The 25,024-nt window shown below is 33.8% G+C and carries 16 protein-coding genes; 3 read left to right on the top strand and 13 right to left on the bottom strand.

The genetic code is table 11. The features are described from left to right. Positions 1 to 167: 167 nt before the first annotated feature. Positions 168 to 5,918 (bottom strand): endo-alpha-N-acetylgalactosaminidase family protein, encoded by a 5,751-nt coding sequence (locus tag HMPREF2811_RS01160; protein ID WP_071407743.1) that lies wholly within the window; start codon positions 5,916 to 5,918, stop codon positions 168 to 170. A gap of 376 nt (positions 5,919 to 6,294) precedes the next feature. On the opposite strand from HMPREF2811_RS01160, the gene HMPREF2811_RS01155 reads away from it, so the two are divergent. Beyond that, a complete protein-coding gene (locus tag HMPREF2811_RS01155; protein WP_071407742.1) occupies positions 6,295 to 7,149 on the top strand; it encodes an AraC family transcriptional regulator in 855 nt (284 codons plus the stop codon). Between the two features lie 88 nt (positions 7,150 to 7,237). Here HMPREF2811_RS01155 and HMPREF2811_RS01150 read toward each other — a convergent pair whose 3' ends face one another. From HMPREF2811_RS01150 to HMPREF2811_RS01135, 4 genes are all read right to left on the bottom strand, one after another. Beyond that, positions 7,238 to 10,324: an alpha-mannosidase gene (locus HMPREF2811_RS01150; RefSeq protein ID WP_071407741.1), complete on the bottom strand. Its 3,087-nt coding sequence runs from the start codon at positions 10,322 to 10,324 to the stop codon at positions 7,238 to 7,240. Between the two features lie 7 nt (positions 10,325 to 10,331). Further along, positions 10,332 to 11,156 carry a carbohydrate ABC transporter permease gene (locus HMPREF2811_RS01145; RefSeq protein WP_071407740.1) on the bottom strand — a complete coding sequence of 275 codons (825 nt, stop codon included), beginning with the start codon at positions 11,154 to 11,156 and terminating at the stop codon, positions 10,332 to 10,334. A gap of 13 nt (positions 11,157 to 11,169) precedes the next feature. Next, the gene (locus HMPREF2811_RS01140; protein ID WP_246829783.1) at positions 11,170 to 11,784 is read right to left on the bottom strand and encodes a carbohydrate ABC transporter permease; all 615 of its coding nucleotides are present in this window, start codon (positions 11,782 to 11,784) and stop codon (positions 11,170 to 11,172) included. A 331-nt stretch (positions 11,785 to 12,115) separates the two neighbouring features. Then, positions 12,116 to 13,456, bottom strand: a complete 1,341-nt coding sequence (locus HMPREF2811_RS01135) for an extracellular solute-binding protein (protein WP_071407739.1) — start codon at positions 13,454 to 13,456, stop codon at positions 12,116 to 12,118. A 164-nt stretch (positions 13,457 to 13,620) separates the two neighbouring features. Between HMPREF2811_RS01135 and HMPREF2811_RS01130 the strand changes: the two genes are divergently transcribed. Next, positions 13,621 to 15,780 carry a helix-turn-helix transcriptional regulator gene (locus tag HMPREF2811_RS01130; RefSeq protein WP_071407738.1) on the top strand — a complete coding sequence of 720 codons (2,160 nt, stop codon included), beginning with the start codon at positions 13,621 to 13,623 and terminating at the stop codon, positions 15,778 to 15,780. Between the two features lie 289 nt (positions 15,781 to 16,069). Here the strand turns inward: HMPREF2811_RS01130 and galU are convergent, their stop codons facing one another. Next, a complete protein-coding gene (gene galU / locus HMPREF2811_RS01125) occupies positions 16,070 to 16,942 on the bottom strand; it encodes a UTP--glucose-1-phosphate uridylyltransferase GalU (protein WP_071407737.1) in 873 nt (290 codons plus the stop codon). A gap of 187 nt (positions 16,943 to 17,129) precedes the next feature. Here galU and HMPREF2811_RS01120 point away from each other — a divergent pair, with 187 nt between their 5' ends. After that, complete coding sequence (locus HMPREF2811_RS01120; protein ID WP_071407736.1) at positions 17,130 to 18,599, top strand: nucleotide sugar dehydrogenase; 1,470 nt, start codon at positions 17,130 to 17,132, stop codon at positions 18,597 to 18,599. A gap of 233 nt (positions 18,600 to 18,832) precedes the next feature. Here the strand turns inward: HMPREF2811_RS01120 and anmK are convergent, their stop codons facing one another. From anmK to HMPREF2811_RS01085, 7 genes are all read right to left on the bottom strand, one after another. Then, entirely contained in the window at positions 18,833 to 19,975 is a 1,143-nt protein-coding gene (gene anmK / locus HMPREF2811_RS01115) for an anhydro-N-acetylmuramic acid kinase AnmK (RefSeq protein ID WP_071407735.1), read from the bottom strand. Positions 19,976 to 20,090: 115 nt separating this feature from the next. After that, a complete protein-coding gene (locus tag HMPREF2811_RS01110; RefSeq protein WP_071407734.1) occupies positions 20,091 to 20,933 on the bottom strand; it encodes a MurR/RpiR family transcriptional regulator in 843 nt (280 codons plus the stop codon). A 12-nt stretch (positions 20,934 to 20,945) separates the two neighbouring features. Then, positions 20,946 to 21,860: an N-acetylglucosamine kinase gene (locus HMPREF2811_RS01105; RefSeq protein WP_071407733.1), complete on the bottom strand. Its 915-nt coding sequence runs from the start codon at positions 21,858 to 21,860 to the stop codon at positions 20,946 to 20,948. Further along, positions 21,857 to 22,954, bottom strand: a complete 1,098-nt coding sequence (locus HMPREF2811_RS01100; RefSeq protein WP_071407732.1) for a DUF871 domain-containing protein — start codon at positions 22,952 to 22,954, stop codon at positions 21,857 to 21,859. Before HMPREF2811_RS01100 ends, HMPREF2811_RS01105 begins: the two co-directional genes overlap by 4 nt. Positions 22,955 to 22,972: 18 nt before the next feature. Continuing rightward, positions 22,973 to 24,325, bottom strand: a complete 1,353-nt coding sequence (locus HMPREF2811_RS01095) for a PTS sugar transporter subunit IIC (RefSeq protein ID WP_071407731.1) — start codon at positions 24,323 to 24,325, stop codon at positions 22,973 to 22,975. Between the two features lie 21 nt (positions 24,326 to 24,346). Next, the gene (locus tag HMPREF2811_RS01090) at positions 24,347 to 24,655 is read right to left on the bottom strand and encodes a PTS sugar transporter subunit IIB (RefSeq protein ID WP_071407730.1); all 309 of its coding nucleotides are present in this window, start codon (positions 24,653 to 24,655) and stop codon (positions 24,347 to 24,349) included. An 18-nt stretch (positions 24,656 to 24,673) separates the two neighbouring features. Next, complete coding sequence (locus HMPREF2811_RS01085; protein ID WP_071407729.1) at positions 24,674 to 25,024, bottom strand: hypothetical protein; 351 nt, start codon at positions 25,022 to 25,024, stop codon at positions 24,674 to 24,676.

Genomic DNA, 25,024 nt, shown 5'->3' with positions numbered 1-25,024 from the left:
CTTGCGATAACGTTGCATTATGTTGTTAAAATGTTTAAATAAATTAAAATAGGGGAATAAGCCATAAGATGAAATTTTCTTGATTTTTCATTACTTACAGCTCTCCCCTAATCCGATAAATTATGATTTATATGCTGATGCCGACTCAAATAGTTGACTTAGACTCATTAATTTTCTTCTTTTCTATCAGGTGAAATCAATCCTAAACTTATTAAAATGGCAGTGGCAGCAGCACCAAAGATCGCATATGGTTTAGCTTCTCCCGTTTCAGGTAAGGTGCTTTCTTTAGTTACAGCTACTACATCTCTAACGACCGGACTTGATTTATCTTGATTAACGTCCTTATCTTTATCGTTGTCGTTATCTTTCGTCAAGTCATCGTCTTTCTCAGGTGCTTCTTCTTCATCTTCCTCTTCGGCAGGAGTATCTCCGTCGTCAGAAGGTGTTTCTTCTTCACTTGGATCCTCTTCATCTTCAGAAGGTGTTTCTTCTTCACTCGGAGTCTCTTCGTCCGCACCAGGTGTCTCTTCTTCAACTGGTGTTTCTTCATTATCTGAAGGTACTTCTCCTTCTAAAGCATTGAGCGCCTCTACTAGTTCCTCTTGAGCGGTTGGAGTCATGATATTTAATTCTTGATAACGGTCAAAGCGATCCGAAATTTCTTTAATCTCTTCTGCAGAGGCTTGACGATTTTTGGCTGATTCTAATGCTTTTTCATATGGATCGAGGTCTAATTCATCCTCTAAATCAAGAATCGTTCTAAATCTTAATTCTGCCGCTGAAACATACTTATCAACCTCTCCTTCACTATTACCATACGTAGAAGTTGCGGTAAATATAATTTTAACAGCATTTAAAGTCTTGCCAAAATCAATCGTTTTAGTTTCACTATTATTTTCCCAATCTGAAAAATCAAAAATAAAACTTTGGTTATTATCATCGATGATTTCTAATTTTCCTGCTTTTACACGTCCGTTAACACCACTAGAACGGGGGATATAATCAAAATGAGTAATGCCAATTGCTTCTTTCAGATTGAGGGTTGCTGGTTGACCAACACCGCCTCCACTCCATTCACTGTGCCATAAAGAATTTTCATTTTTATCGAGTGCTTTACTAATTGCTTGGTCTTCATCCTGTTCATTAGCCGTTGAAGAAGCCACATCGTCCCACATAATTTGATCTTTTTTCTCTTTCAAGGCAAATTTCTTTTCAAGAGCACGATCGACTAAATTATTAGCCTGATCAACCGTCAATTCTGATGCATCGGCATCGACTATTTTTCTTATAGCGTCCTTATAAGCTCTCAATGTTGCTTCATCATAAATGCCATCTTCTACTGGAATAAGATAGGATAATCCTTGTTCAATAATCAATTCTGGCGTTACTTCCACCTCTTCAATTAACAAGTTATCCATTATAAAGTCTCCATATCCTTCAAAGTTAGATTGGTTACCTGAAGTTCCATGACTATCTCTCGCTTGAGTCGTTGAGAATATTCCTACCCAAGTTTGCCCTGTTTCATCACCTGTTACTAAATAATTGACTCTTTTCGCCTTATCTGAATCCTTCCAAGTATTATTTAGGAGATAAGAAGTCAAATGTTCTGGGGCACTATATCTTCCTGAGCCAACAACAAAGGCATAACTATTATCAGAACCTGACTCATAATCGAAACTTACACGATAAGTTTTTCCAGCTTCAAATCTAAAGTTTTGTGGTATAGTTTGATACAATAAATTATTTCTACCATCTAAACCATTCGTTTTTAAACTCCAATTACCATCAATAACATCATCGATTCGCTTATTGTTCCAACCTCGTTGTGTATAAGGTTCATTTTTTTCTGATAAATGCGTACGATTGTCTTGAACACCCTCAACGCCTCCAATAACAAATGGGAAGATACCTTGACCAACATTTTCAAAATCTTGGAAAAATACTCCTTCACCATTATCATGATTTCCTTCAAACATGGTCGATTTATTCTCAAAGATACGGAGATCATCAAAGTAGGTTGTGCCTTCTCCAGCTTCTTTAATTAATGTCAATGTTACATTAGAAACATCATCTCCAGTCGTAAAGAACACATACATATTTTGGAAATTGGATGTATCATCCACGGTAGCATTTTGTTTTAAGGTGTTATGACTATTGGCTTGAACATAATTATAAGCAATCGATTGCTCTGTATAATTGCTCACGCTTTTGTCGCCATTATGAACCTTAATAATCGCCTTACTATTGGAACGATTATCCACTCCTACATAGGCTGCATATTGTGTATTGGGCTTCAAGTCAGTGAGTCTTTGCGATAATACTACTTGCTCAATATTATCTGCGATAGACAACATTGGATTATCTCCTTGTGAGCGTACAATCGTTGCGGCTTCACTTGGTCCCGACTTATCCCAATGGTCTAAACTTCCAGAATTAAAGCCAGTATCGTTAAGATGCATTCCTTCAGACCAAGTCATTTCCTTATTTGCTTGGGGTGCTTGATAAATCACATAAGGGGTACTAGCTTCTGTTTCGAGCGTAATCGTCCCATCTACAACTTTGATCGCTTTTTCTTCTACACGACCTAAGTCTGTTAGACGGTAAAGATAAACGGTTTCGGTGTTCCAATCTGTTGGTAACTCCCATGTGGATTGACCAGCAGTCGTAGTATAATGATACAACTTACTTTCTGCTTGACCAAGGTTATCCCCCATTGCCGTCCAATTCCAAGGAATTAAGTACTTATCATTTTCATAAACCGTTTTGCCATCTAATTTTATCGTTCGATAATTATAATCTGGTGAAGTTGGATCATTCGATTTACGTGTAATTTCAAGCTGACGACCTTCACTATCTTTCAATTTAATTCTAATTTCAGGAACAAAACGATAGTTACTTCCCTCGTCTGACATCGTCACTTCTTCTCCGTCTTCCCAATTCGTCACTTCAAAATGCTGAATAAATTTAGTTGGGACATTCACTTTAAATAAATTATCAATGTAGCCAGCATAATCAGAACGTCCTTGCCATCCTTCGAAGTCTTTCATATCATAACCGAATAAAAGCGGTGATACTGCTGAACCACCATATTTAGGATACTGTCCAACCCAAGAATCTTTCTGATGATTCCGAATAAATCGCGCAATGTTAGAGTTTATACCTTTAAGTGTTGAACCACCATAAGTTAAATCCGCAGCCCAATGTTGGAAAGTAGAATCATACTCACCAGCATAACCCCACTCGAAGGTTGCACGCCAACCGAGTTCATTGAGTTCATTAGCTAATATATGCGTCATCCAAGCGCCATTATCACCTGATTGACCATTTCCCCAGACATCAACATAGACGAAATCCAAGTTATCACCGATTTCATTTTTTAAGTCGACAAAGCGATCAAAGCGACCATTAGCTAAGTCGAAACGTGCATCAATATTAATCCCTTGATCTAACCAATTCCAACCATAAGCATATGAACCATCCTTTTGACGCAGACGATCTTCTGTAAAATATTTAGACTCTGGATAAGTTTCAGATGCATTAACATGAATTCCCAAACGAGCTCCATATTCTTTAGATAACGCTAATAAAGTTTTGAAGTCCTTCGTGCCACCAATCCGTTGCCCAATATCAGCGTAATTTAAGTGACCAGAGTCATGACCTTCAGATCCATAACCTTTTAGTAAAATCGATTGACCCAAACCATCCGTATGTAAATTAATCTTTTTAATACCATCAAGCGTCATTAAAAATGGATTCTGTGCTTGAGAACCAAAATTCATTGCGATACGATAGGCCACTAATTCTGGAACATATTCCCAGCCCATTGGATTATTCATTATCTCACGATAAGCAATCGCGCCATCTTGCCAATCCACTTTTTCATCCTCATTAATATCTTGAGTAAAAACTATTTTGGCAGATGGCAAAATAAGTGTACGCGCATCGAATACTTTATTTTGATGTTCGCCTTCATAAATAAAAGGGGAACTTTTAATTCCTACATAGTTTTCTCCATTGGCAGAAAATTTATTTGCCCGTAAACGGTCATAAGACGTTAAATTCGTTGAATATTGTGAATTAGACCAAACACCAACTGCTACTTTATCTGTTGAGACAAAACCATACATCAACCCTTTATCCAAATCTGACATCGTACGAGTCACGTCGGCATGGATATCACCATTTATTTTGGTATTGGTTGATAATGTTGACCCGGAGAATTGTGCTCCAGTTTGATCGGAACTAACCGCTACAAAATGTGCACCCGGTATTTCAAATGTTTTAATTAATTTATTAGGGTTATCAATTAGCTCTCCATGAGCAATATTATTGTTATTTTGGATTTTAAGTACATCGAAATGAACTTGATTATTCACTGTTTTGATTTGTAAATCAATATCAGCATCAATGAATCTTTCAGTATTCTTAAGTTTCAAATGATACAGAACCGTTGATTCATTAATTTTTTCATAAGAGACCTCAGGTTTTACCTCAATATCATTGACTTTTACTGTCTCACTGCTTACCACTTGCCCGTGAATGTACTCTCCAGCATACTCATAAGACTTGATACGAGGAAAAAGCTTGTCGAATTTAGCAATGACTTGATCAGATTGAATCACATCAAAACGTTCTTCAGGCTCCGCTTCCACAATAGTATCATCCACCGTATCGGTTGGGGCTTCTGGTTCTACATTTTCTTGATTATCCATTTTAACATCAATCACTGTTTTTTGACCCGCATACTGTCCCAATCTTAATCCAATTCGATTTGAAACACGAACCTCCTTTAATACTTCTGAAGGAATATTCACGGTATCAAAAGCCTGCTGATCATTTACTGTAGCATTCAGTTGTCCATCGGATTTCAAAGAAATCATTAATTTAGATAACACATCTTTAGTTGGCGCCTCGATACTGCGTGGCCCTGTTGTATAAGCCGAACCCGCATCTGATTTGTATTCCCAGAACCATCCACCACGATCATAACCTACAAAAATATATTTGTTTGGGTCATTATAGTTGAGCATAACACCGAAACGGCCTTCTAAGGATTCTGAACGGTCGACAAAATCTAGTGTAAGAGTAGAATTACCAGAGTCGTCTACTTTTAGCCCCTCTTTCTCAAAAACAGCGATATTATTGGCATTGTCATGTTCATCTGTTACTGATAAACGATTATAGCGCACACCTTCTATCTCTTCGATTGAAATAGGTCCCTCAATTTTAGAAGTTGATTGCCACTCTGTTTGAACTTGATCGTTCTCAGTTGCAGCTTCATTTTTATTTGATGTTTGATTTTGTACAATAGGTTCTGAATTAATTTCAGCTTGGGTAGTTTTCTTATTTTGAGTTTCATCAACTATTGTTGCTTCTGCATTCGATTCAATGGCATTTGCAGATTCCAAACTTAACTCATCTTCAACTGTCTCATCGCGGTTCGTTTCGCTAGATACTATGCTTTCAAGAATTGATTCTTCCACAATAGGTGTATTAACTTCGGTATTATTATCCATGACTTCTTCAGCAGCTTCATTCATGTTAATCCCTTCATCCATACCCGATTCATTGACATCCGCTGTTTCTATATCGGTTTCCGGAACAATGGTTTCATCATTCATCATCGCGCGATTAGTTTCTTCACCTAAATTAATTTCAACCACCTCTTTTTCATCAAAACTTACTTCATTAAGGATTGAAGTATCTTCAGATATACTATTATTGGTAGGTTCTTCTAATACCGCAGTATTTTCAATTGGATTTTCTAGTGTGTCATTGGAATCCAATTCAGTCTGTGCACTAACCGGTTGCCCTGCAAATAAAAATGCGCCAATCATTACAGAACAAGTACCCACACTAAGTTTACGTATAGAGAACCGTTGTTGCTTTTCAAACATAAATTTATTATTATTACGCATGCTGTTCCTCCCAAATTTTTTATAGATGTATTTCATTAAGAAAAATATATAGGACTTAGAAAATAGATTAACACTACAAATACAGATTAATAATTGATTATTCTAACTAACTTGTTTTCATTTTTCACCCTTTCATTAATAGTTAACGGAGCTTTTTTATTAGATAGCAAAATATTTAAACAAAAAAAGTTATCCGCTCTTTTCAAATCACACTACTTTTTCCACTCCTTGCTCCAAGTATAACGTTTACAAAAACAGAAAAAATATGATATCTTGTGTTAACGTTGCATTTTCTTGTTAAATAGTATACGCTTACATTGTATAATGATATTTTTTGGTAAATAATAATGATGATGAAACGACTAGGAGGTCCAATATGTATTATAATTTCAATGTTAAAAGACAAATAGATCCAAGTACTCTGCCATATTTTGACATCAGGTCTGTTAATCAAGCTAGTTATGATGCTAACTGGCATAGTGTGATGCACTACCATGATTTTACTGAAATAATTTTCATTCTTGATGGTGAGGGACATATGCAAACTAATTTCGGAACGCAACCTGTTCAAAAAAATAGTCTTGTCATTATAAACCCTTTTATCGAACATACGGAACACTCTTCTATTGAGAAACCAATGAAATATGTAGTCATTGGCTTTAAAGGACCAGAGATAATCTTTCCTAATCAAATGCGCGAAAATGACTTAATCATCTTCAATAATGATTCCTTTGCTTTTAGAGCCCTGTTCTCACAAATCATTAAAGAAAGTGCTAAGCATCAACAATATACAAATCAAATTATTGAGCATTTAGTCAATGCCGTCATCTTTTCAATCATCAATGAAGCCAATACCGATTTGGAAAATCATCATAAAAATCTATTAAGTCCAAGTGTCACATTAGCTAAAAATTATATTGACAATAATTACTCAAAAAAAATCACCCTTGATACACTTGAAAGTCGATCCCATATTTCAAAATATCACTTATCTCACCTGTTCAAAGAAGAATTAGGCATTTCACCAATCAATTACTTGCAAGATTTACGGTTTAAACATGCGTTAAATCTTTTAGAAACGACTAATCATTCGATTATACAAATAGCTGAAATGGTCGGCTTTTATTCCAGTAATTACTTTTCTAATAAATTCAAAGAGCGCTACCACGTCTCACCATTGCAATATCGAAAACAACATCAAAACCAAAGTCCAGCGTTATCAATAGGATAGTTGATAACAAAAAACCGGCATTGCTGCCGGTTTTCTTCTGTTCACCTAAGCCAAAATTACGTTGATTTATTTAGGTGTTTTACAAATTTTAGAGAACGAATTTCATAGTTTTAACTTCAAAAGGTGTTAACTTGACACTTGTATCCATTTCACCAATTTCCTCTTCTACTAGGTTTGTTTCAATACAATTAACATAATCAAATAATGGTTTTATATCCACTGTTTGATTTGCACCATTAGCTTCATGGAAGCGTAAGATTATACCATCTTTTTCTTCTGATAATTTAATAGCATCTACTACAACTCGTCCTGAACTTTCTACTTCAAATAATTGAGTTATATTCTCTTTTATGTCCATATTAACCACTTTAAGAGGGGCATTTAAATCATAAGCTTGTTCAATAGTATCGCTTTCCACTAAACTATTTTGGTGTGGTAATAAACTATAAGTAAATTCATGGACTCCTTCATCAGCAAATGGATCCGGATATATCGCACCTTTTAATAATGACAATTGCATCACATTTTCTTTTATGCTATAACCATACTTACTATCATTTAGTAGCGCTACACCATAATCCTGTTGGGATAAGTCTGCCCATTGATGTCCAACCGACTCAAACCTTGCCCAATCCCAACTTGTGTTCCAATGATTTGGTCGCATAACATGACCATATTGTATATCATATTTCGCGAAGGTTGTACGAATATCTAATTCAAATTTTGTTCGTAGTAAAGTTTGTTTTTCATGCCAATCTGCAACTGTTTCAAAATCAATTCTTCGATTATTATTATAAACAATCATATATTGAGTAATCTTACTGTTACCAAATTCATATTCAAATTTCAGTTTCGATAAATTAGGTGTCATTGATGAAAGAGAAACATCTTTTGCTTCAAGTACTTTAAATTTGTCTTTATGGAAAATATCGATATCCCATGCATCCCAATTTAATGGCATGTCTTCATAAAGAACTAATTGGTTACCATATTTATTGTCCGAAATAACTTCTCTATCATTTTCTTTATCATAAATAGAACTAATCCATCCTTCTTCCGAAATACGAATGGTATAGAATGGTGTCTCAAGTCTAGAATTTTCAAATGTTATCTCGTTTTCATTACTTACAGCCATTTCTAAGTCACCATCAATTAGCTCAACTTTATTCACTGACAAAGCTTTAACTCTTGGAATAACAGCAAATATTTTATCTTCTTCAGAATATGTAGGTATTTTATTTCCATCCACAACGATAGCTGAAACCTTTTTTCCTATATCTGAAAGATTAACAACAACATTAGTTCTCTCCCAGTTGGAATCATTAATTATAACAAATTGACCTTCTTCAGATGTGTTTAAGATTAAATCTAATTGCTTGTCAATTTCGCTATACTCTAATTCTGAATCTTCATAGACTTCAGTTATTGAACTACCGGGAATAATATCATGAAATTGATTTCTTAATAGAGTTTTCCAACTTTGAGTAAATTCATTATATGGATATTCTCTGTTATTATTAAGCATATCGAAAGTTGCTTTCAATTCAGCTAGTTTCAATTTAAGCTCTAATTTACGATTCCATTTCTTATTTCTAGCTTGGGAAGTATAGGTACCACGATGATATTCAAGATATAATTCTCCATCCCATTTGTGAACGTACTCTTTCGTATTTTTGAAAGTTTCTTTTAACTCATTAAAATATTCATTAGCTCGTCCTGTTTCAATAGATGGTAAACCAGGAATTTTATTAATGGTACGAATTGATTCTAGCATATCACGTGTAACACCACCACCACCATCACCATATCCATAAGCTAATAGTAAATTACTATTAATATTTTTATCTCGATAACCATCGTAGATACCTTTTACAGTATATGGTTCAATAACTCCATTGTATGTATAAAAAAATGGTCCTTCTTCATTTTTAGGATCAGGAGTGGTTATAAAATGTGTAAGAACCTCACTACCATCGATACCTTTCCACATAAATGTGTCATGTGGCATTCGATTAAATTGATTCCAACTAATCTTAGTAGTCATAAACATATCGATACCAGATTTTTTCAGGATTTGTGGAATAGCCCAAGAGTATCCAAACACATCAGGTAGCCATAAATACTCAGGTACTCTATTAAATTCTTCTTTCATAAATTTCTTACCTTGCAGAATTTGGCGAACTAACGACTCGCCTGATGGAAGATTAGCATCTGATTCTAGCCACATAGCACCATCAATTTCCCATTTTCCTGAATCTATTTTTTCTTTGATTTTTTCATATAATTCAGGGTAATCTTCTTTAATATATTCATAAACTTGGGGTTGTGTTTGTAAAAAGACATATTCTGGATATTGTTCCATTAACCTTAATACTGTGGTAAATGAACGAGCTGCTTTTTCACGTGTATGTTTTAACCGCCATAACCATGCTACATCTATATGAGTATGACCTATCGCTGTAACTTTTATATCAGTGTTTTTTGGCATTTGACTAACTGCATCTTCTAATAAAATCAAAGCTTTATGAGCTGTTTCATAATTATGGTAATATTTCACTGCATTCCAATCTATTTGGTTAAAAGCTTGATTTAACTGTTTCAATAAAAACACTCGAGTTGAATCATTTTCATTCAAAATTTGAACAGTTTTAATAATCGTATTACTTAAATAATATAAATAATCTAAGTTTTCATCTAAATAGGTCATGTCCATATACTGGATATGATGTGTAATTTCTTTATGTGGTCCTCCACCTTCTAGACCCGTCCATAACTTCAAACTTACCTCTACTGTTTGTCCAGAATATTTTTCGTCAATAAATACTTCTTTATGATTTCCGTCAACAGCTTGATATAATTCACCATTAATGAATAGTAAAGCTTCAAACCCAGAAGTATTTCCATCCACATATTTTCCTAAATCAAATAAGAACAATAATTTTTTCCCTTTTATATCTGGAATTTCAACATTTGATTGTAACCAATAATAACTATCACGGTCAATAATTACTGATCCTTTTTGAACTAGCTCATCGCTTTCAAATTCATAAGGATATTTTTCCTCTTTTGATTCATCCATAATACATTTGAAAGGAGGAAGTGAGACTCTATTTACATATCTTAATAATCTTAACCACTCTATTTGCTTTATTAATTTTTCAATTTCAAAAAACATAAGACCTCTATCCTTTCGAAGCTCCACCGAAGCTAAAACCTTTAGACATAAATTTTTGTGATATAGAATATAATATGACGACTGGAAGACTATACACTACTGAAAAAGCCGCTAATCTTCCATAATCTACTAATCCATAATTACCGAAAAATTGGAAAATCGTTACTGATGCCGGCATTTTTTCAGGTGATTGAATTAAAATATATGGTACAAAGAAATTTCCCCAACTACCGGTATAAGTGAAAATCAGAACAGTAAAAATACCTGGAATCATTAATGGAGAAACCACTTGTTTTAAGCCTTCAAAAACAGTTGCTCCATCAATCCATGCGGACTCTTCAAGTTCTATCGGTACGGAATCCATGAAGTTTTTCATCATCCAAATTGCATACGGTAAGGATGTCCCTACTAAAAACAGCATTACAGCCCAAATTTTATCAATAAATTTAAACGCTAAAAACATTTGGAAGACAGGAACAATTACAGCTGACATTGGTAATGAAGTTAAAAATAATATTGTATACATAAAACTTTTTTTATGTTTTGTACGATATCGAGATAATGGATATGCCGCTAAAACACTTAGTATTACTACAATTACTGATTGTCCTAGTGAAAGAATAAATCCTATGAAATAGGATCTTTGAACCGTTTTATCACTTAATACTTCAAAATAATTTTGCAATGAGAAATTTTCTGGAATTTTTACACTTTGAATTGCATTTGGATCTATTGAGGCTATAAACATCCAAAGTAATGGTAAAATAAATAGGAAAGCTATTATGATTAAAATGATGTGATGTAGCCAATTTTCAACACGATTAATTTTCATTTTTATATCCCTCCTATATTTTTACCTTTAATACTTTCATATATAACAAACTAAAAATTGCTCCAATTGTTAAAATAATTAATGAGATAGCTGTACCATAACCCAACTGATAACTAACAAACGCTTGTTTATACATATAGACTGGTAAAGTCGTGGTTGTTGTCCCAGGTCCTCCACCTGTCATGGTATAAATCAGAGTAAATACTCCTAATGTTTGAAGTGTGACTAACATTAAATTTGTAGTAAATGTTCCTTTTAAGATCGGAACCGTAATTTTCCAAACTGTTTGCCAACGAGTAGCACCATCTAATGTTGCTGCTTCTTCTATCGATACCGGAATATCATCTAGAGCTGTTTGAAAGGCCATCATTGAAAAAGCAGTTCCACGCCAAATATTTGCCACAACTACACAAATCATCGGATATTGAAATAAAAACGCAATGGGTCTAACATCCGAAAAGTATGAGATTATTGTATTTAATGTCCCCTGGTCACCTAGAAATACTACCCAACAAAAAGCTACTACTATTTCTGGTGTAACCCATGCTGCAATAACACTAATTCCAACAAATCGCTTAACCCATGTTTTTTTACCCTTCAATAAAAAAGCAATAATAAAACCGAGCAAACATTGTCCCAAAATGGCTGAAAAGAACACAAATATTACTGTTTTATATATACTATTTAATAAAGTAGGATCTTTAAACATTTTCGTAAAATTATCAAATCCGATAAATTTAAATGACTTGCTTGTGCACCAGTTAAAGCTAAGTTAGTAAATGAAAAATATATTGTTAACAACATCGGAATAATAAAGAAAATTGTCAAAATAATTAATGATGGTGATAAAAATACTAATGTCTTTTTTGTATCAGTCCATTTCTTTTTATAAATTGAATTTTGCAAATAGATCACCTCTTTATGCAAAAGGGCAATCTGAAAAATTGCCCTTACTTAGATTAGTATGTGTTTTCTTCTCCGACGATTTCCGTTACAGAAGCTTTGTATTGTTCCGCTGCTTGTTCAGGTGTTAATGCACCTGTAGCAACTGCTTCAACTGTTTCTTGAATTACAATTGAAACATTAGGATAAAGATCATTTTTTGGTCTAAAGTGTGCATTTTCTAATGCCTTGGTAATCACATCAATAAATGGCTTTTGTAAATACTCTTCATCTTGAGCAGAATCATCACGAACAGTTAACGTCCCTTCAACAATTGCCCGTTTTGTTTGCCATTCTTTAGACCCCATTGCTTTTAATACCTCCCAAGTTAAATCATGATTATTTGATTTAGCTGGAATTGCTAGTGACCATCCACCTGCCATTGTAGCAAATCCTGGTTCTTGACCGTCGTTAGTTGGGAATAACGCGAAACCTAAAGTTGCTTCTGGATCTTCTAATTCTGCAACATTTCCTTTTGTATAGTTTCCAATATTCCAACTACCATCTAATGAAATTCCTGCTTTTCCATTTGGTAAGTAGTCTTGCATAATAGTAGAACCATATGAAGTATTTAAAGCAATTGACAAGGAAGGTCCTACTTGATTTTGATTCATAATATCGTCAATAAACTTGAACGATTCAAGTAATCCTTCACCATTGACATTCCATTTTCCTTCGTCATTGTAAAGTGTTTCTCCAGTTGCATATAACAACATTTCAAATGTCTGCATCGAAACTGCTTCACCATTAACTTTTGCCACATTCATTGAAAATGGTACAGCATCTGGTAATTTTTCCTTAATAGCCTCCGCTGCTTGGATAATTTCTTCCCAATTTTTTGGTTGCCAATCTTCTGGTAATCCTGCTTGTTTAAATACTTCACGGTTATACCACAACCCACGTGAATCTGTCGTTGCAGGAATTGCATAAGTACTACCATCTTCCCCCATAGTACCGCTTTTTAAAGCTTCAGTATAATTATTCCAGTCTTCCCATCCATTCACATAATCATCAAGATTTAATAAATATCCAGCATTTGCATCAGCATTTAAAATAAATGTATCTTCAAAAACAATATCAGGAGCTGTTTCCTCTGATTGCATCATTAATGCTAATTTAGAGAAATAATCACTTTCACTAGCCATAACAGGGCTTAAAACAATATCAACATCTTCATTCTCTGCTTCATAATATTCTTCAAATGATTGTAAATACTTTCTAACATTATCCACATCACCAGTACCGCGCCAAGTAATCTCAATTTCTGTTTTCTCTTGAGCATTTACTGGCAAGTTCACACCTAAAGACGATAACATAAGAGCACCTAATCCAATAAACTTAAAGACACGTTTTACCATAAGAATTCCTCCTTAATTAATTTATCTACATTTTCTAACAAAAATGGTAATATTTCAATCGACATAAAAGCGTTTTCTACACATTATATCTCAAGTATGTTATATTTTGTATATAAAGATAGTTAATGCGTATCTTATTAGACCCAGTTGATTTGGAGGCACATATGAAAAAACTAAAATCAAGTATTTTTAAACAAAATTTACTAATTGTGTCATTAATTGCCATACTCTATACATTAATTCTAATTATTAGTACTTCCGCAATACTCTACTCTAACACCAATGAAATTATTAAAATTAATGCACACAAGGAAATTGAAAAAACCGTTAAGGATTTAGATAATGAAATAAAGTCTAGCCTTAGCACTTTAAACTTCATTGCTAAATCAAATAGCATTTATCAATATATTAGAAATGAGAATACTTCATATCATTACTTTTTACCAATATTGAACGAGATAACATCAAACCTGACATATTACAATCAGAATGAACTATTGATGGGTTTTACTAAAATAAATGATGGTTTAGCAGTCACTAACGATGGTTATTTTACACTTGATGATTTAAGTTTACATATGTCTATTTCGCCCAGTATTTTAAAAAATACAATTACTGAAATAGATATCGGAGATACAACAATATTAAATAACGAAGAAGACAAATCCATTATTATCAGAGGATATTCTCTTAATCAAATTAAATATATTGGATTAATAATGATTGACTTACATACAATTCTTCACCAAAATACTGTATCTGCTGTAAAACTGAATAATCATTTCATCGGTAATATCCCTAAGAATATTATTTCTGCTTATAAAAAACAAACTAATCCTGAAGACCAACAAATACATGTTTTAGATTTAGGTTCAATTAGGACCTATTCATTAAATTCTACAATTTTTGAAGATTTATCAATCATAATATCTCAAGAAGTTTCTGTATTTAATCGAATCATGGAAAACTACTCAAAAGAATTAATAGGCGGATTCAGTATATTAATATTGACAAGCATCGCTATTGCTGTTTACAGTTCCAATCGATTTTATTCTCCTATAAAAAATTTATCTAATTTTATAGGTGATCATAATTCTCCCGATATCTATAGTGATACTACTAACGAATTAGACTTTATTAAATCAAGATTTACCGAACTAAAACTAAATACAACTAAACTCAACCAAATTGAAGAAGAAACTTATTATTTTCGACGTTTAGAATTTTTCTCTCAGCTATTACATGATAAAAATCTTAGTACAGAAATGCTCCAAACAAAATTAAATGATTTATCTTTAAATTCCTTTAGCAAAGATTTATTTATCACTTTTTATCAAATTGATTACTTCATGGAAAACAATTGGACATCACGTGAAATTATGCAAATTGTTAGCAAAGTACTAACTTCAGCATTTAAGAATCAGACTAATCTAGATGCCATAGTCGTCCCCATTGAAGAAAAATTGTATTTATTAATTTCAACAATTAAAGATAATAATGAAATACCCATACTTACAAATCAAACTCCAAATGATGTATTTAACAAATTAACACCAATAAGTAGCCGTTCAATTGAGGCTATTGAATTGCTTCGTCAAATTTATTTGGAGGAATACGAAACTATTCACAATAAATTATTTGAAGAACAGCATGGCAATCTCTACTTCAAATTTGATGATGAAAAATTGCTACATCAATCTATTGAATTAAATGATAGAGAATTAGCTGAATCAATCATTTTTAATCTATTAAATACTCATTTAAAAAGAAAAAAACCAACTAATTCAATCCTTTTAAATGAATTTAAATACATTTTATTAAATACCATAACTAGAATATTAGATTCAGAGGGATATGATTTTGAGTATTTTGCTAATAAACACAAAGCATCTTTTAAACTAATTAATTCAAATGATACGAATCTTTTATATGATGGTTTTTCAGGTATTTTTTATGAATTATTCAATACAATATTTAATACTATTGAAGTAACAACAGACACTACTACACTCAATATAATTAAATACATCGATGAAAATGCATTATCTGATCTTACTTTAAATCAAGTCGCCGAAAATTTTAATCTTTCTGAACAACACATAAGTAGATTACTTAAACAAAATTCAAACATAAGATTTAAGTCGTACATTACTAAAATAAAACTTGAAAAAGCTAAAGAATTACTCATTGAACCTGATTGCAGAGTGAATGAGGTAGCAGAAAAGATTGGTTATTCAAATGTCAATTCTTTTATTCGAGTTTTTAAGAAAGAAATTGGAGTCACACCTAAAGAATATTCAAAATTGTATGGAAAAACTATATAGCATTTATATCATGAATCAAACAAAATCTGTTCGATTCTTTATAATTTGATCAATAAAACCGGCATTGCTGCCGGTTTTCTTCATTGATACGCTGTTAGGCGAAGGGGAATGAGACAAAACTTATTTTCAAGTATGGCTTTCTAAACTTTTCTACCTTAACAATTCACCAACGTCGTTCGTATATAAAAACCGGCGTTCGTATATAAAAACAGCTTCGTATATAGAAACAGCCTTCATATAAAAAAAACGGCGAGCCTCAGCCCGCCGATTCATTTTATTTAACTGCTAATTATAATGTTTCTGCAATCTTCTTAACGAAGTCTTTTAGTTCGTCGCCAATTTCTTGGTGTTCTAAGCCCACTAAGATACTTGACTTCATGAATTCTAATTTGTTTCCGACGTCAAAACGTTGGCCATTAAATTCTTTAGCAAAGACGCGTTGGGTTTTATTTAAGGTATCAATCGCATCGGTTAATTGAACTTCGCCACCCGCACCGGCCTCTTGTTTTTCTAATAAATCAAAAATTTCTGGTGTTAATAAGTAACGACCAATAATCGCTAAATCACTTGGTGCGTCTTCCATTTTTGGTTTTTCAACGAATTTCTTAACATTATATAAGCCTTCTTCTAATTGGCTTTCGATGTCGATAACACCATATTTACTAATGTCTTCCATCGGCATTTTCATGACTGCAATGTTTGAGGCATGATTTTGTTCATAAGCATCGATTAATTGTTTAGTTAGAGGCACTTCGTCACGCATAATGTCGTCACCTAACATTACCACAAAGGGTTCGTCACCAATAAAGCTTTTAGCTTGTAATACCGCATCACCTAATCCTTTTGGATATGGTTGGCGCACAAAGAACATTCTAATACCAGTTGTTTCACGGACGATATCTAATAACTCTTGTTTACCTTTCATTTCAAGGTTAGATTCTAACTCAATGTTAGAGTCAAAGTGGTCTTCAATCGCACGTTTACTTCTTCCAGTTACGATTAAAATCTCTTCAATTCCTGAAGCTAATGCTTCTTCTACAATAAATTGAATCGATGGTTTATCAACAATTGGAATCATTTCCTTAGCAATTGCTTTGGTTGCTGGTAAAAAGCGTGTTCCAAGTCCTGCTGCTGGAATCACAGCTTTTCTAACTTTAGACATATATATACCTCTTTCTATTCAATATTTAATGTTTGACTTCATTGTACACTAATTTAACGCATTACGCTAGTTTTTTGTTATTTAAAATATCAATATCTAATAAAAATTTGCTTTTCGACACGATTAACGGTATAATTTTGCTTGTTACTAAATAAAAATGTTACTTTAAATAACAAAGGAGTCCATTATGAAAAAATTATCAGTTCAATTATTAGCTGAAACTGTTACGAACAAACGTAAAGCGAAAGATTTAACGCAAGCCCAATTATCAGAATTGACCGGCATCAACCGTTCTTTAATCGGACGTATTGAAAACTTAGACTACTTACCGATGATCAATCAATTAGAAAGCTTAGCAGAAGCATTAGATTTTGACTTGACTGAATTATTCGTAGAAGAAAAAGCTGAAACGAAAAAAGCAACACCAAAATCATATAAAATTGCGGTTGCTGGGACAGGTTATGTTGGATTATCTTTAGCAGTCTTATTAGCGCAACACAATCAAGTAACAGCAGTTGACATCGTTCATGAAAAAGTAGACATGATTAATAATAAAAAATCACCTATTCAAGATGACTATATCGAACAATATTTAGCAGAAAAAGAGTTAAATTTAACTGCTACTTTAGATGGCGAAAAAGCTTATGCTGAGGCGGATTATGTCATTATTGCTGCCCCAACTAATTATGATAGTAAATTGAATTTCTTTGATACTTCAGCGGTTGAGACTGTGATTGAGTTAGTATTAAAAGCTAATCCTAATGCTATGATGATTATTAAGTCAACCATTCCAGTTGGATATACTGAATCTGTTCGTAAAAAATACAATACGCAAAACATTTTATTCAGTCCAGAGTTCTTACGTGAATCAAAAGCATTATATGATAACTTATATCCTTCACGTATTATCGTTTCTTGTGATGAAGAATCGCGTGAAAAAGCAGAAATCTTTGCGGAATTATTACAAGCTGGTGCATTGATCGACGATGTCCCTACCTTATTTATGGGATTCACAGAAGCAGAAGCGGTTAAATTATTCGCAAATACCTACTTAGCCTTACGTGTTTCCTATTTCAATGAACTAGATACTTACGCTGAGACTAAAGGGTTAAATACTAAGGACATTATCGATGGTGTTGGTTTAGATCCACGTATTGGCACCCACTATAATAACCCTTCATTTGGTTATGGTGGATATTGCTTACCGAAAGATACGAAACAGTTATTAGCTAACTTTGATGATGTTCCACAAAATATGATTACAGCGATTGTAGAATCTAACCGTACTCGTAAGGATTATATTGCTGATCGAGTATTAGAATTAAGTGGAGCGCATCATTATGATGGCACATGGGATGAGACGAGAGAAAAAGAAACCGTTATTGGCGTTTACCGCTTAACGATGAAGAGTAATTCTGATAACTTCCGTCAATCAGCAATTCAAGGCGTTATGAAACGAATCAAAGCAAAAGGTGCTAAAGTGGTCATTTATGAACCAACCCTAGAAGCAGGCACTACTTTCTTTGGTAGTGAAGTAATCGGCGACTTAGATGAATTCAAACAATTATCTCAAGCGATTATCGTGAACCGTTATGATAGCCAATTAGATGATGTAAAAGATAAAGTATTTACACGTGATATCTTTATGAGAGATTAATATAAGATTTATTCATTGTAACTAGTCGCTAAAAATATTTTCTAAACATAATTCTGCTTTGTGACTCTTATCAATATTTTAGCCTGCTGATCTTTCAAAAATCAGCAGGCTTTTCATTACCAAAAGACAAACATATCTCAGTTTTCCAATTAACTTTCATTAAATGCCAAAACACCACAGAATCAAAACTCTGATTATGAGTGAATATTTTTATAGAATTGTAAGATTTATTTCTAATAATATGTCACATTTCCTAAGATAACAGATTGCTTTGCTCCAGTTGCTGATGGAACATTAGACGGGCGTCGATTGATTGTTTCATTCCCCATAATCACAAAAGCGATTGCTTCCTTGGCCGCACTAGAATATCCTAGCTCTTCTTGGGTCATGACTTCGATGTTGAAATCCGATAATTGTTCTCTAATCATCTGAATCATCAATTGATTATAAGCTCCTCCCCCGCCAATGATGACCTGATCAATGACCAGACCTTTTTCAATTAAGAAGCTTTTATAAGCCGAACTAATTGAATAAGCAGTAAACCAAGTGAGAGTATGGATAATATCCGTTGGATTATATTCTCGATATTTATCTAATAACTCTTGGGTAAAATCATTGCCAAACATTTCACGTCCAGTTGTTTTGGGTAAAGGCATTGTTAAATACGAATGAGCTTTAAGTTCTTCAACCATTTGATCAATTAACTGACCCTGAGCAGCTATTTGCCCTCCCTCATCATATTGAAGGTTAAACAATTGCTGGCATGCGTAATCAATCATCATGTTGCCAGGACCAGTATCGAACGCCATTACATCGGTAAAACTCCCATGAGCAGGTAGATAGGTTAAATTACCTATGCCACCAATATTTTGAAGGACTCGGTGGTAAAACTGATCACTATATAAGACCCATTCACTATAAGGAACTAATGGTGCACCTTGTCCACCAGCTGCTATATCCATAGTCCGAAAGTTCGATACAACAGGACATTGGCATTCGTAAGCAATCACTGCTGGTTCTCCAATCTGTAAAGAGCTACGACACAGGTCTTCATTTTCTTTAGGGATATGATAGATTGTCTGTCCATGTGAGGCGATGTAGTCTAATGCTTGCGTCTCAATACCTGCTTTAGCACAGACCTTTTTAACTGCATCGGCAAATAATGCACCTAATTCAAAATTTAAACTGCAAATGTCTCGGGTTGTCATCTGATTTAAACAGGCTAACTGAATTTTCTTTTTAATTTTCACAGGCATTGGCATCTCAATAAATTCCAGTTGTTCAATCTTAGTATTGATCCCAACACCCTTTATTTTACAAAGTACAGCATCTATTCCATCTAATGAGGTACCGGACATTAATCCTACTGCTAACATCTATTGCCTCCTATCTATCTTACATCCATATGATAATCAAAAAATATAAATGACGGTTTAACTTTACTATCTATCACTTTAATATTCTTTCAACATCGACCATAACTTAATATCTCTATTCAGTTACATCTTCAACAAATTTTCTTGTCTTAATTAAATCTTCTTTTGTCTTTTCAAAATTATTTTTCGCTAACCCTAAATATAAAAAATCAGTAACAACTAGGGTTGAATTTCTTGATGCAATCGCCCCTATCCGTAACGGATTTTCAACGATAGGAATATAGAGTGGAATATCAGATAATTTAGCTAATGGTGTATTAGGATTAAATTGAGTAATGGAAATAATCGTTGCACCCTTTTGCTTTGCGACTTCTGCCACTTTATTGACCATTTTTGTTTGTCCAGAATATGAAATTAAAATAACAGCATCTTCTGGCCCTAGATGAGCCATTTGAGACATTAATAAATGAGCTTCTTGTTGATAAATTGCATTCAAATCTATACGTACCAATTTAAAAACTAAATCATAACAAGCAACACCACTACCACCAACGCCAAATAAATAAATGCGTCTGGCTTTCTTTAGGATATTGATTGCTTGAATAATGGAATCGAAGCTTACTATTTCCAAAGTATCGTTTAGCTCATTGACCAAACTTTTTTTACTTTTATTAAAAATTTCTTCAAAACTATCTTCTTCATTAATAACACCCGTCCACGACTTTGTTAGATTCAATTCATCCTTTGATAAATCTACTTTCATCGCTGTGAGGCCGCTGTAACCTAATTTTTTTGAAAAACGCACCCACGTCGCTGGACTTGTCTCGGTTTTTTCAGCTAAAACATGAATTGATTCTGCTAATGTTACGGAAACATTCGATGAGATAAAGTCAGCAATTCGTTTTTCTGTTTCTGTTAAGGTTGGATAAATATTAGATATTTTGGATAAACAAGGCATACTTTCTCACCTTCATTTCTTTTCTAATAATTCTTGTGCTAATATACTTGCTCCTTTGGCTGGTGAATAATAAGGTTCCATTAAGGCATATTTAGAATCCAACTGACTTTTTAGCATGGTCCGAAAAGGCTCACTGTACTCTAAGATTCCACCAATATAAGATACCGAAATGGACATCTCATCATATTCCTCTTTAAACTTATTTACTAAACCAGCTAATTCTTGAGCTGCTTTATTATAAATATTACGAACGGCTATGTCACCACTCATCAGTAGCTCGTGTCCTATTCGACTTAATTGCGCAATAGCTGTGCGCTGATTTTCTCTTGAAGCAACCCATTGAATGAGTTCGCCATCTTGATCCAATGATAAATGCTCACGTATCATTGAATATAAATCGGTCTTCAAATGACGGCCATCAGATTGTTTGGTAAATTCAGTTAATAATTGACGACCGATCCAGTATCCAGATCCTTCATCACCTAATTGATAGCCCCATCCACCACAACGCTCAATCTGATCTCCAATCTTTGCAAATGCTATCGAACCTGTGCCAGCAATGATTAAAATACCATCATTCCCTTTTAATGCCCCAATTAAGGCAATCTCAGCATCACTTCTTAAAAGGTACTGTTCGTTTGCAAAGGCCTCTTGACAAACACTTTCGATTTGTTGGCGTAAATGTTGATCTAGTCCATAACCTGCTAGCCCTAGACCTATATACAGTTCATCCTGTTTTTGTTGAAATTGAATTGCTTCTTTAATGGCTAACAATCCTGATTGTAATACTTCAACGGCATCATCTCGCGAAACTTGAAGTAAATGACAAGTAGGCTTTGATATCTCTGATACCAAAGCCCCACTTTCATCATAACATTCAAATTTTGTTTTAGTGCCGCCACCGTCGACTCCTAAAAAATATCTCATTTGACTGCCTTTCTAAATTTAAATTTTTGCCATGGTTTGATTTCATCTAAAATAAATTGTTCGTCAGCCACTACATGTCCCACAACATTTGAAAAACCAGAATTTTTCATATCTTTTAATGCAATTTGTAATTCACCAGCATAATGGCCGTATAAACTACTTTCAATGATGATATCACCTTTTTTTATAATATCAGGTGCATGATGCAAATCAAATTGATGCCCTTTATATTTAACTCTGCTTTGTGTCGAACGTAAATAATAATCAGAAGTATCCCCTCTATTAAAATGAAGTTCATCAAAGATGATACTTTTTTCAACTTCAGATAAATCGTCAATTAATTCGACATCAAACGTAACTAAATTCAAATCTAAATCTGCTACAGAAGCTAATTCTTCATCAGAAGGATAACAATTTGAAATGATAATATCATCGACTACATTCATCGCGATAAAATGTTTAATTTGTGATTTTAATGGCAGCTGACGATGAATTTCTAAAGTTGGTAATCCTTGTGTGACCGGCCATGGACCAAAGGTGTTGGTATTTTGACTAGTCACAAATGCTGCAGTTTTTAAACCATGGTTTCTAAAACGTGCACTACAATCTTTGAAGAATTTTACACCTAACCCAGAATACCCATGAGGATAAAAGTTATGGCACCCTTGTAATAAGTAACGATTAGGTTGATAATCCATAATCGTATCAATCGTACTCACATCATTACTCATATTTACTTCGATGGTTAATCCAAACTCATTATAAGTCATCATGGTTTCTTCTGCTCCGGTAAAGCCAACATCAAGTCGCAATCCGTCAGCACCAATTTCTTTAAAGAATGATAGGTCCTGATATGAAATATCTAAAGCTTCAAAAATTCGAGGCGCCACATCGACAATCACATTAAAACCTTTTGATTTAGCAAACTGATTAATTGTTTTAAATTCTTCCACAATCTCTGCTTTCGATTTATTCACAGAAAGTAAACAAGAGAATATTCTTGAAAATCCTGCCTTGGCTGCTTTCTCAATATAATCCTTAATGTCATTAACACTCGATTTATCAGGATAAATCGAAATTCCTAATTGTCTCATGTTTTGCCTCCTAAAATACTAATTTAAAGTGTCTGTTCCTTCAGTTTCTTCAGCTAATAATTTATTATCATACATTTTAAAGAATGGGTAGTAGATTGCGACTGACAATACGATTAAGAAAATACTTAATAAAGCAGCACGAATATCAGAACCAGTTGCTAAGAAAGCGCCAATAGGTCCAGGTAAAGTCCATGGAGCAGTTGCCACAACGCGGTTAACTAAGCCCATAGAAAATGCTCCCCAAGCAATTAACGTATTAAGCACGGGTACTAAGATAAATGGAATAATTAGCATCGGATTCAATACTAATGGCGCTCCAAAGATCATTGGTTCATTAATGTTAAAGATAGATGGAATGAATGCCGTTTTACCTAAAGATTTACCATAAGCTGATTTAGCAAAGAATGCAAATAAAATAGCTAAACCTAAAGTTGCACCTGAACCACCAACCATAACGAACCATTGATAGAATGGTTCAGCAGCAGTATTCACTACAGCTTCGTTATTTGAAAATGCTAAGGTATTTTGATCAATTAATACTAACCATAAAGGTCGAGCTAATGAACCTACAATTGACCATCCATGAATACCAAATGACCAGAAGAATTGTGCTAATAGAACAATTATTAAAGCAGATGGTAAGCTATCTGTCGCTTTAATTAATGGTTCCACTAATTTTCCAACGATTTGGTGTAAATCGAAGCCAATAAAGTAAGTGACCGTTGATAATACTAATAAAATAATGACAGTTGGTGTCAAAGCTTCAAAAGAACGTGCTACCGAAGCCGGTACTTGTGGTGGCATTGAAATCTTAAAGCCAGATTTTTGTGTAAAGCGATAAACCTCTACGGCAAAGAAAGCAGATAAAATACCCACAAACATACCTGCTGAACCTAAGTTAGCCATTGGTAAGTTAAATCCACCTGGAACTGCATTGATATAGTCTTGTAATTCCGCATTTGATTCTGCTAACTTCAATACCCCTTCTGAAGCAACAGGTGCCATTTTCGGAGTAATGGTTAATAAGAATGCTAATTCAGCCAAAATCCCCCCAGATAAGGGATCTAATTTATACGAACCAGCTAAAGAATGGCCGATACCAAATACTGCATATAATGTCATAATATACATCGATACGCGATGTGGTAATAATATTTTCCCTGCATTCGCCGATAGAAATTGGGTAATACCCCAATCTTGTGGTAATGAATTTGGTAAAAAGGCTAACACTAAGAACATAGATGCCACAATAATTAAAGGTAAAGTAGCAATAATCCCATCACGAATCGCTCTTAAGTGTCGTTGTTCAGCTAATCTCGCCATTGGCGTAGACAGCTTTTCATCCATAAATTGAGAAATTTTATCAAACATAATTGATGTCCTCACTTCTTTTTATTTTTTTAATTCTTCATTGACTTGTTGCAATAAAATCTTGCCACCTAAAGGTGTATAACCTTGAGGTTTGATCAAAATAATGGGTACCCCCGCTGCTTTTGCTAATGATTCTAATGTACTAAAACGATGACGAATTTGAGGTGCTACTAAGGCAATTTCATAACCTTTTTTCACCTCTTCTTCAAACGCTTGAGTCCCACATTCTGTAACTTGAATATCTTGCCCATTGGCAGTTGCTGCGTCTTGTAACGCTTTGGCACAAATAGCCGATGACATTCCACCTGAACATACTAATAATGCTTTCATCTTTTTTTCCTCTCTTTCTTAAAATAACACACCCATTGAGACAAACATCAAAATAAATAAACCAATAAATAATGACCATAATATTGAAACAATCCAAAAAGCTTGGGTCATTCCTTTCTTTGTTTCAATAAAAAATTGTGTAAAGCCAATGGTAAATCCTGATAATACACCTCCTATTAAGATCGTCCCCCACTGTAAATTCAAATGGAGTAACTGAACTAAGTAAGGAACCCCTAGCCAAATTAGAATCAACATCCCTAACATAAAAATAGAACTCTTATAACCAAAACTAGGTATTTTATTATTTTTCTCCATTCTTAATGGACTGGAGTTACTATTTTTGGGTTTGTTTTCTGGTTGAGATTTCAT

Source organism: Globicatella sp. HMSC072A10 (assembly GCF_001811625.1).
In the GTDB taxonomy this organism is placed as follows: Bacteria; Bacillota; Bacilli; order Lactobacillales; family Aerococcaceae; genus Globicatella; species Globicatella sanguinis.
The sequence above is the reverse complement of the archived record's forward strand: the minus strand, read 5'-3'. Positions and strand labels throughout refer to the sequence as shown.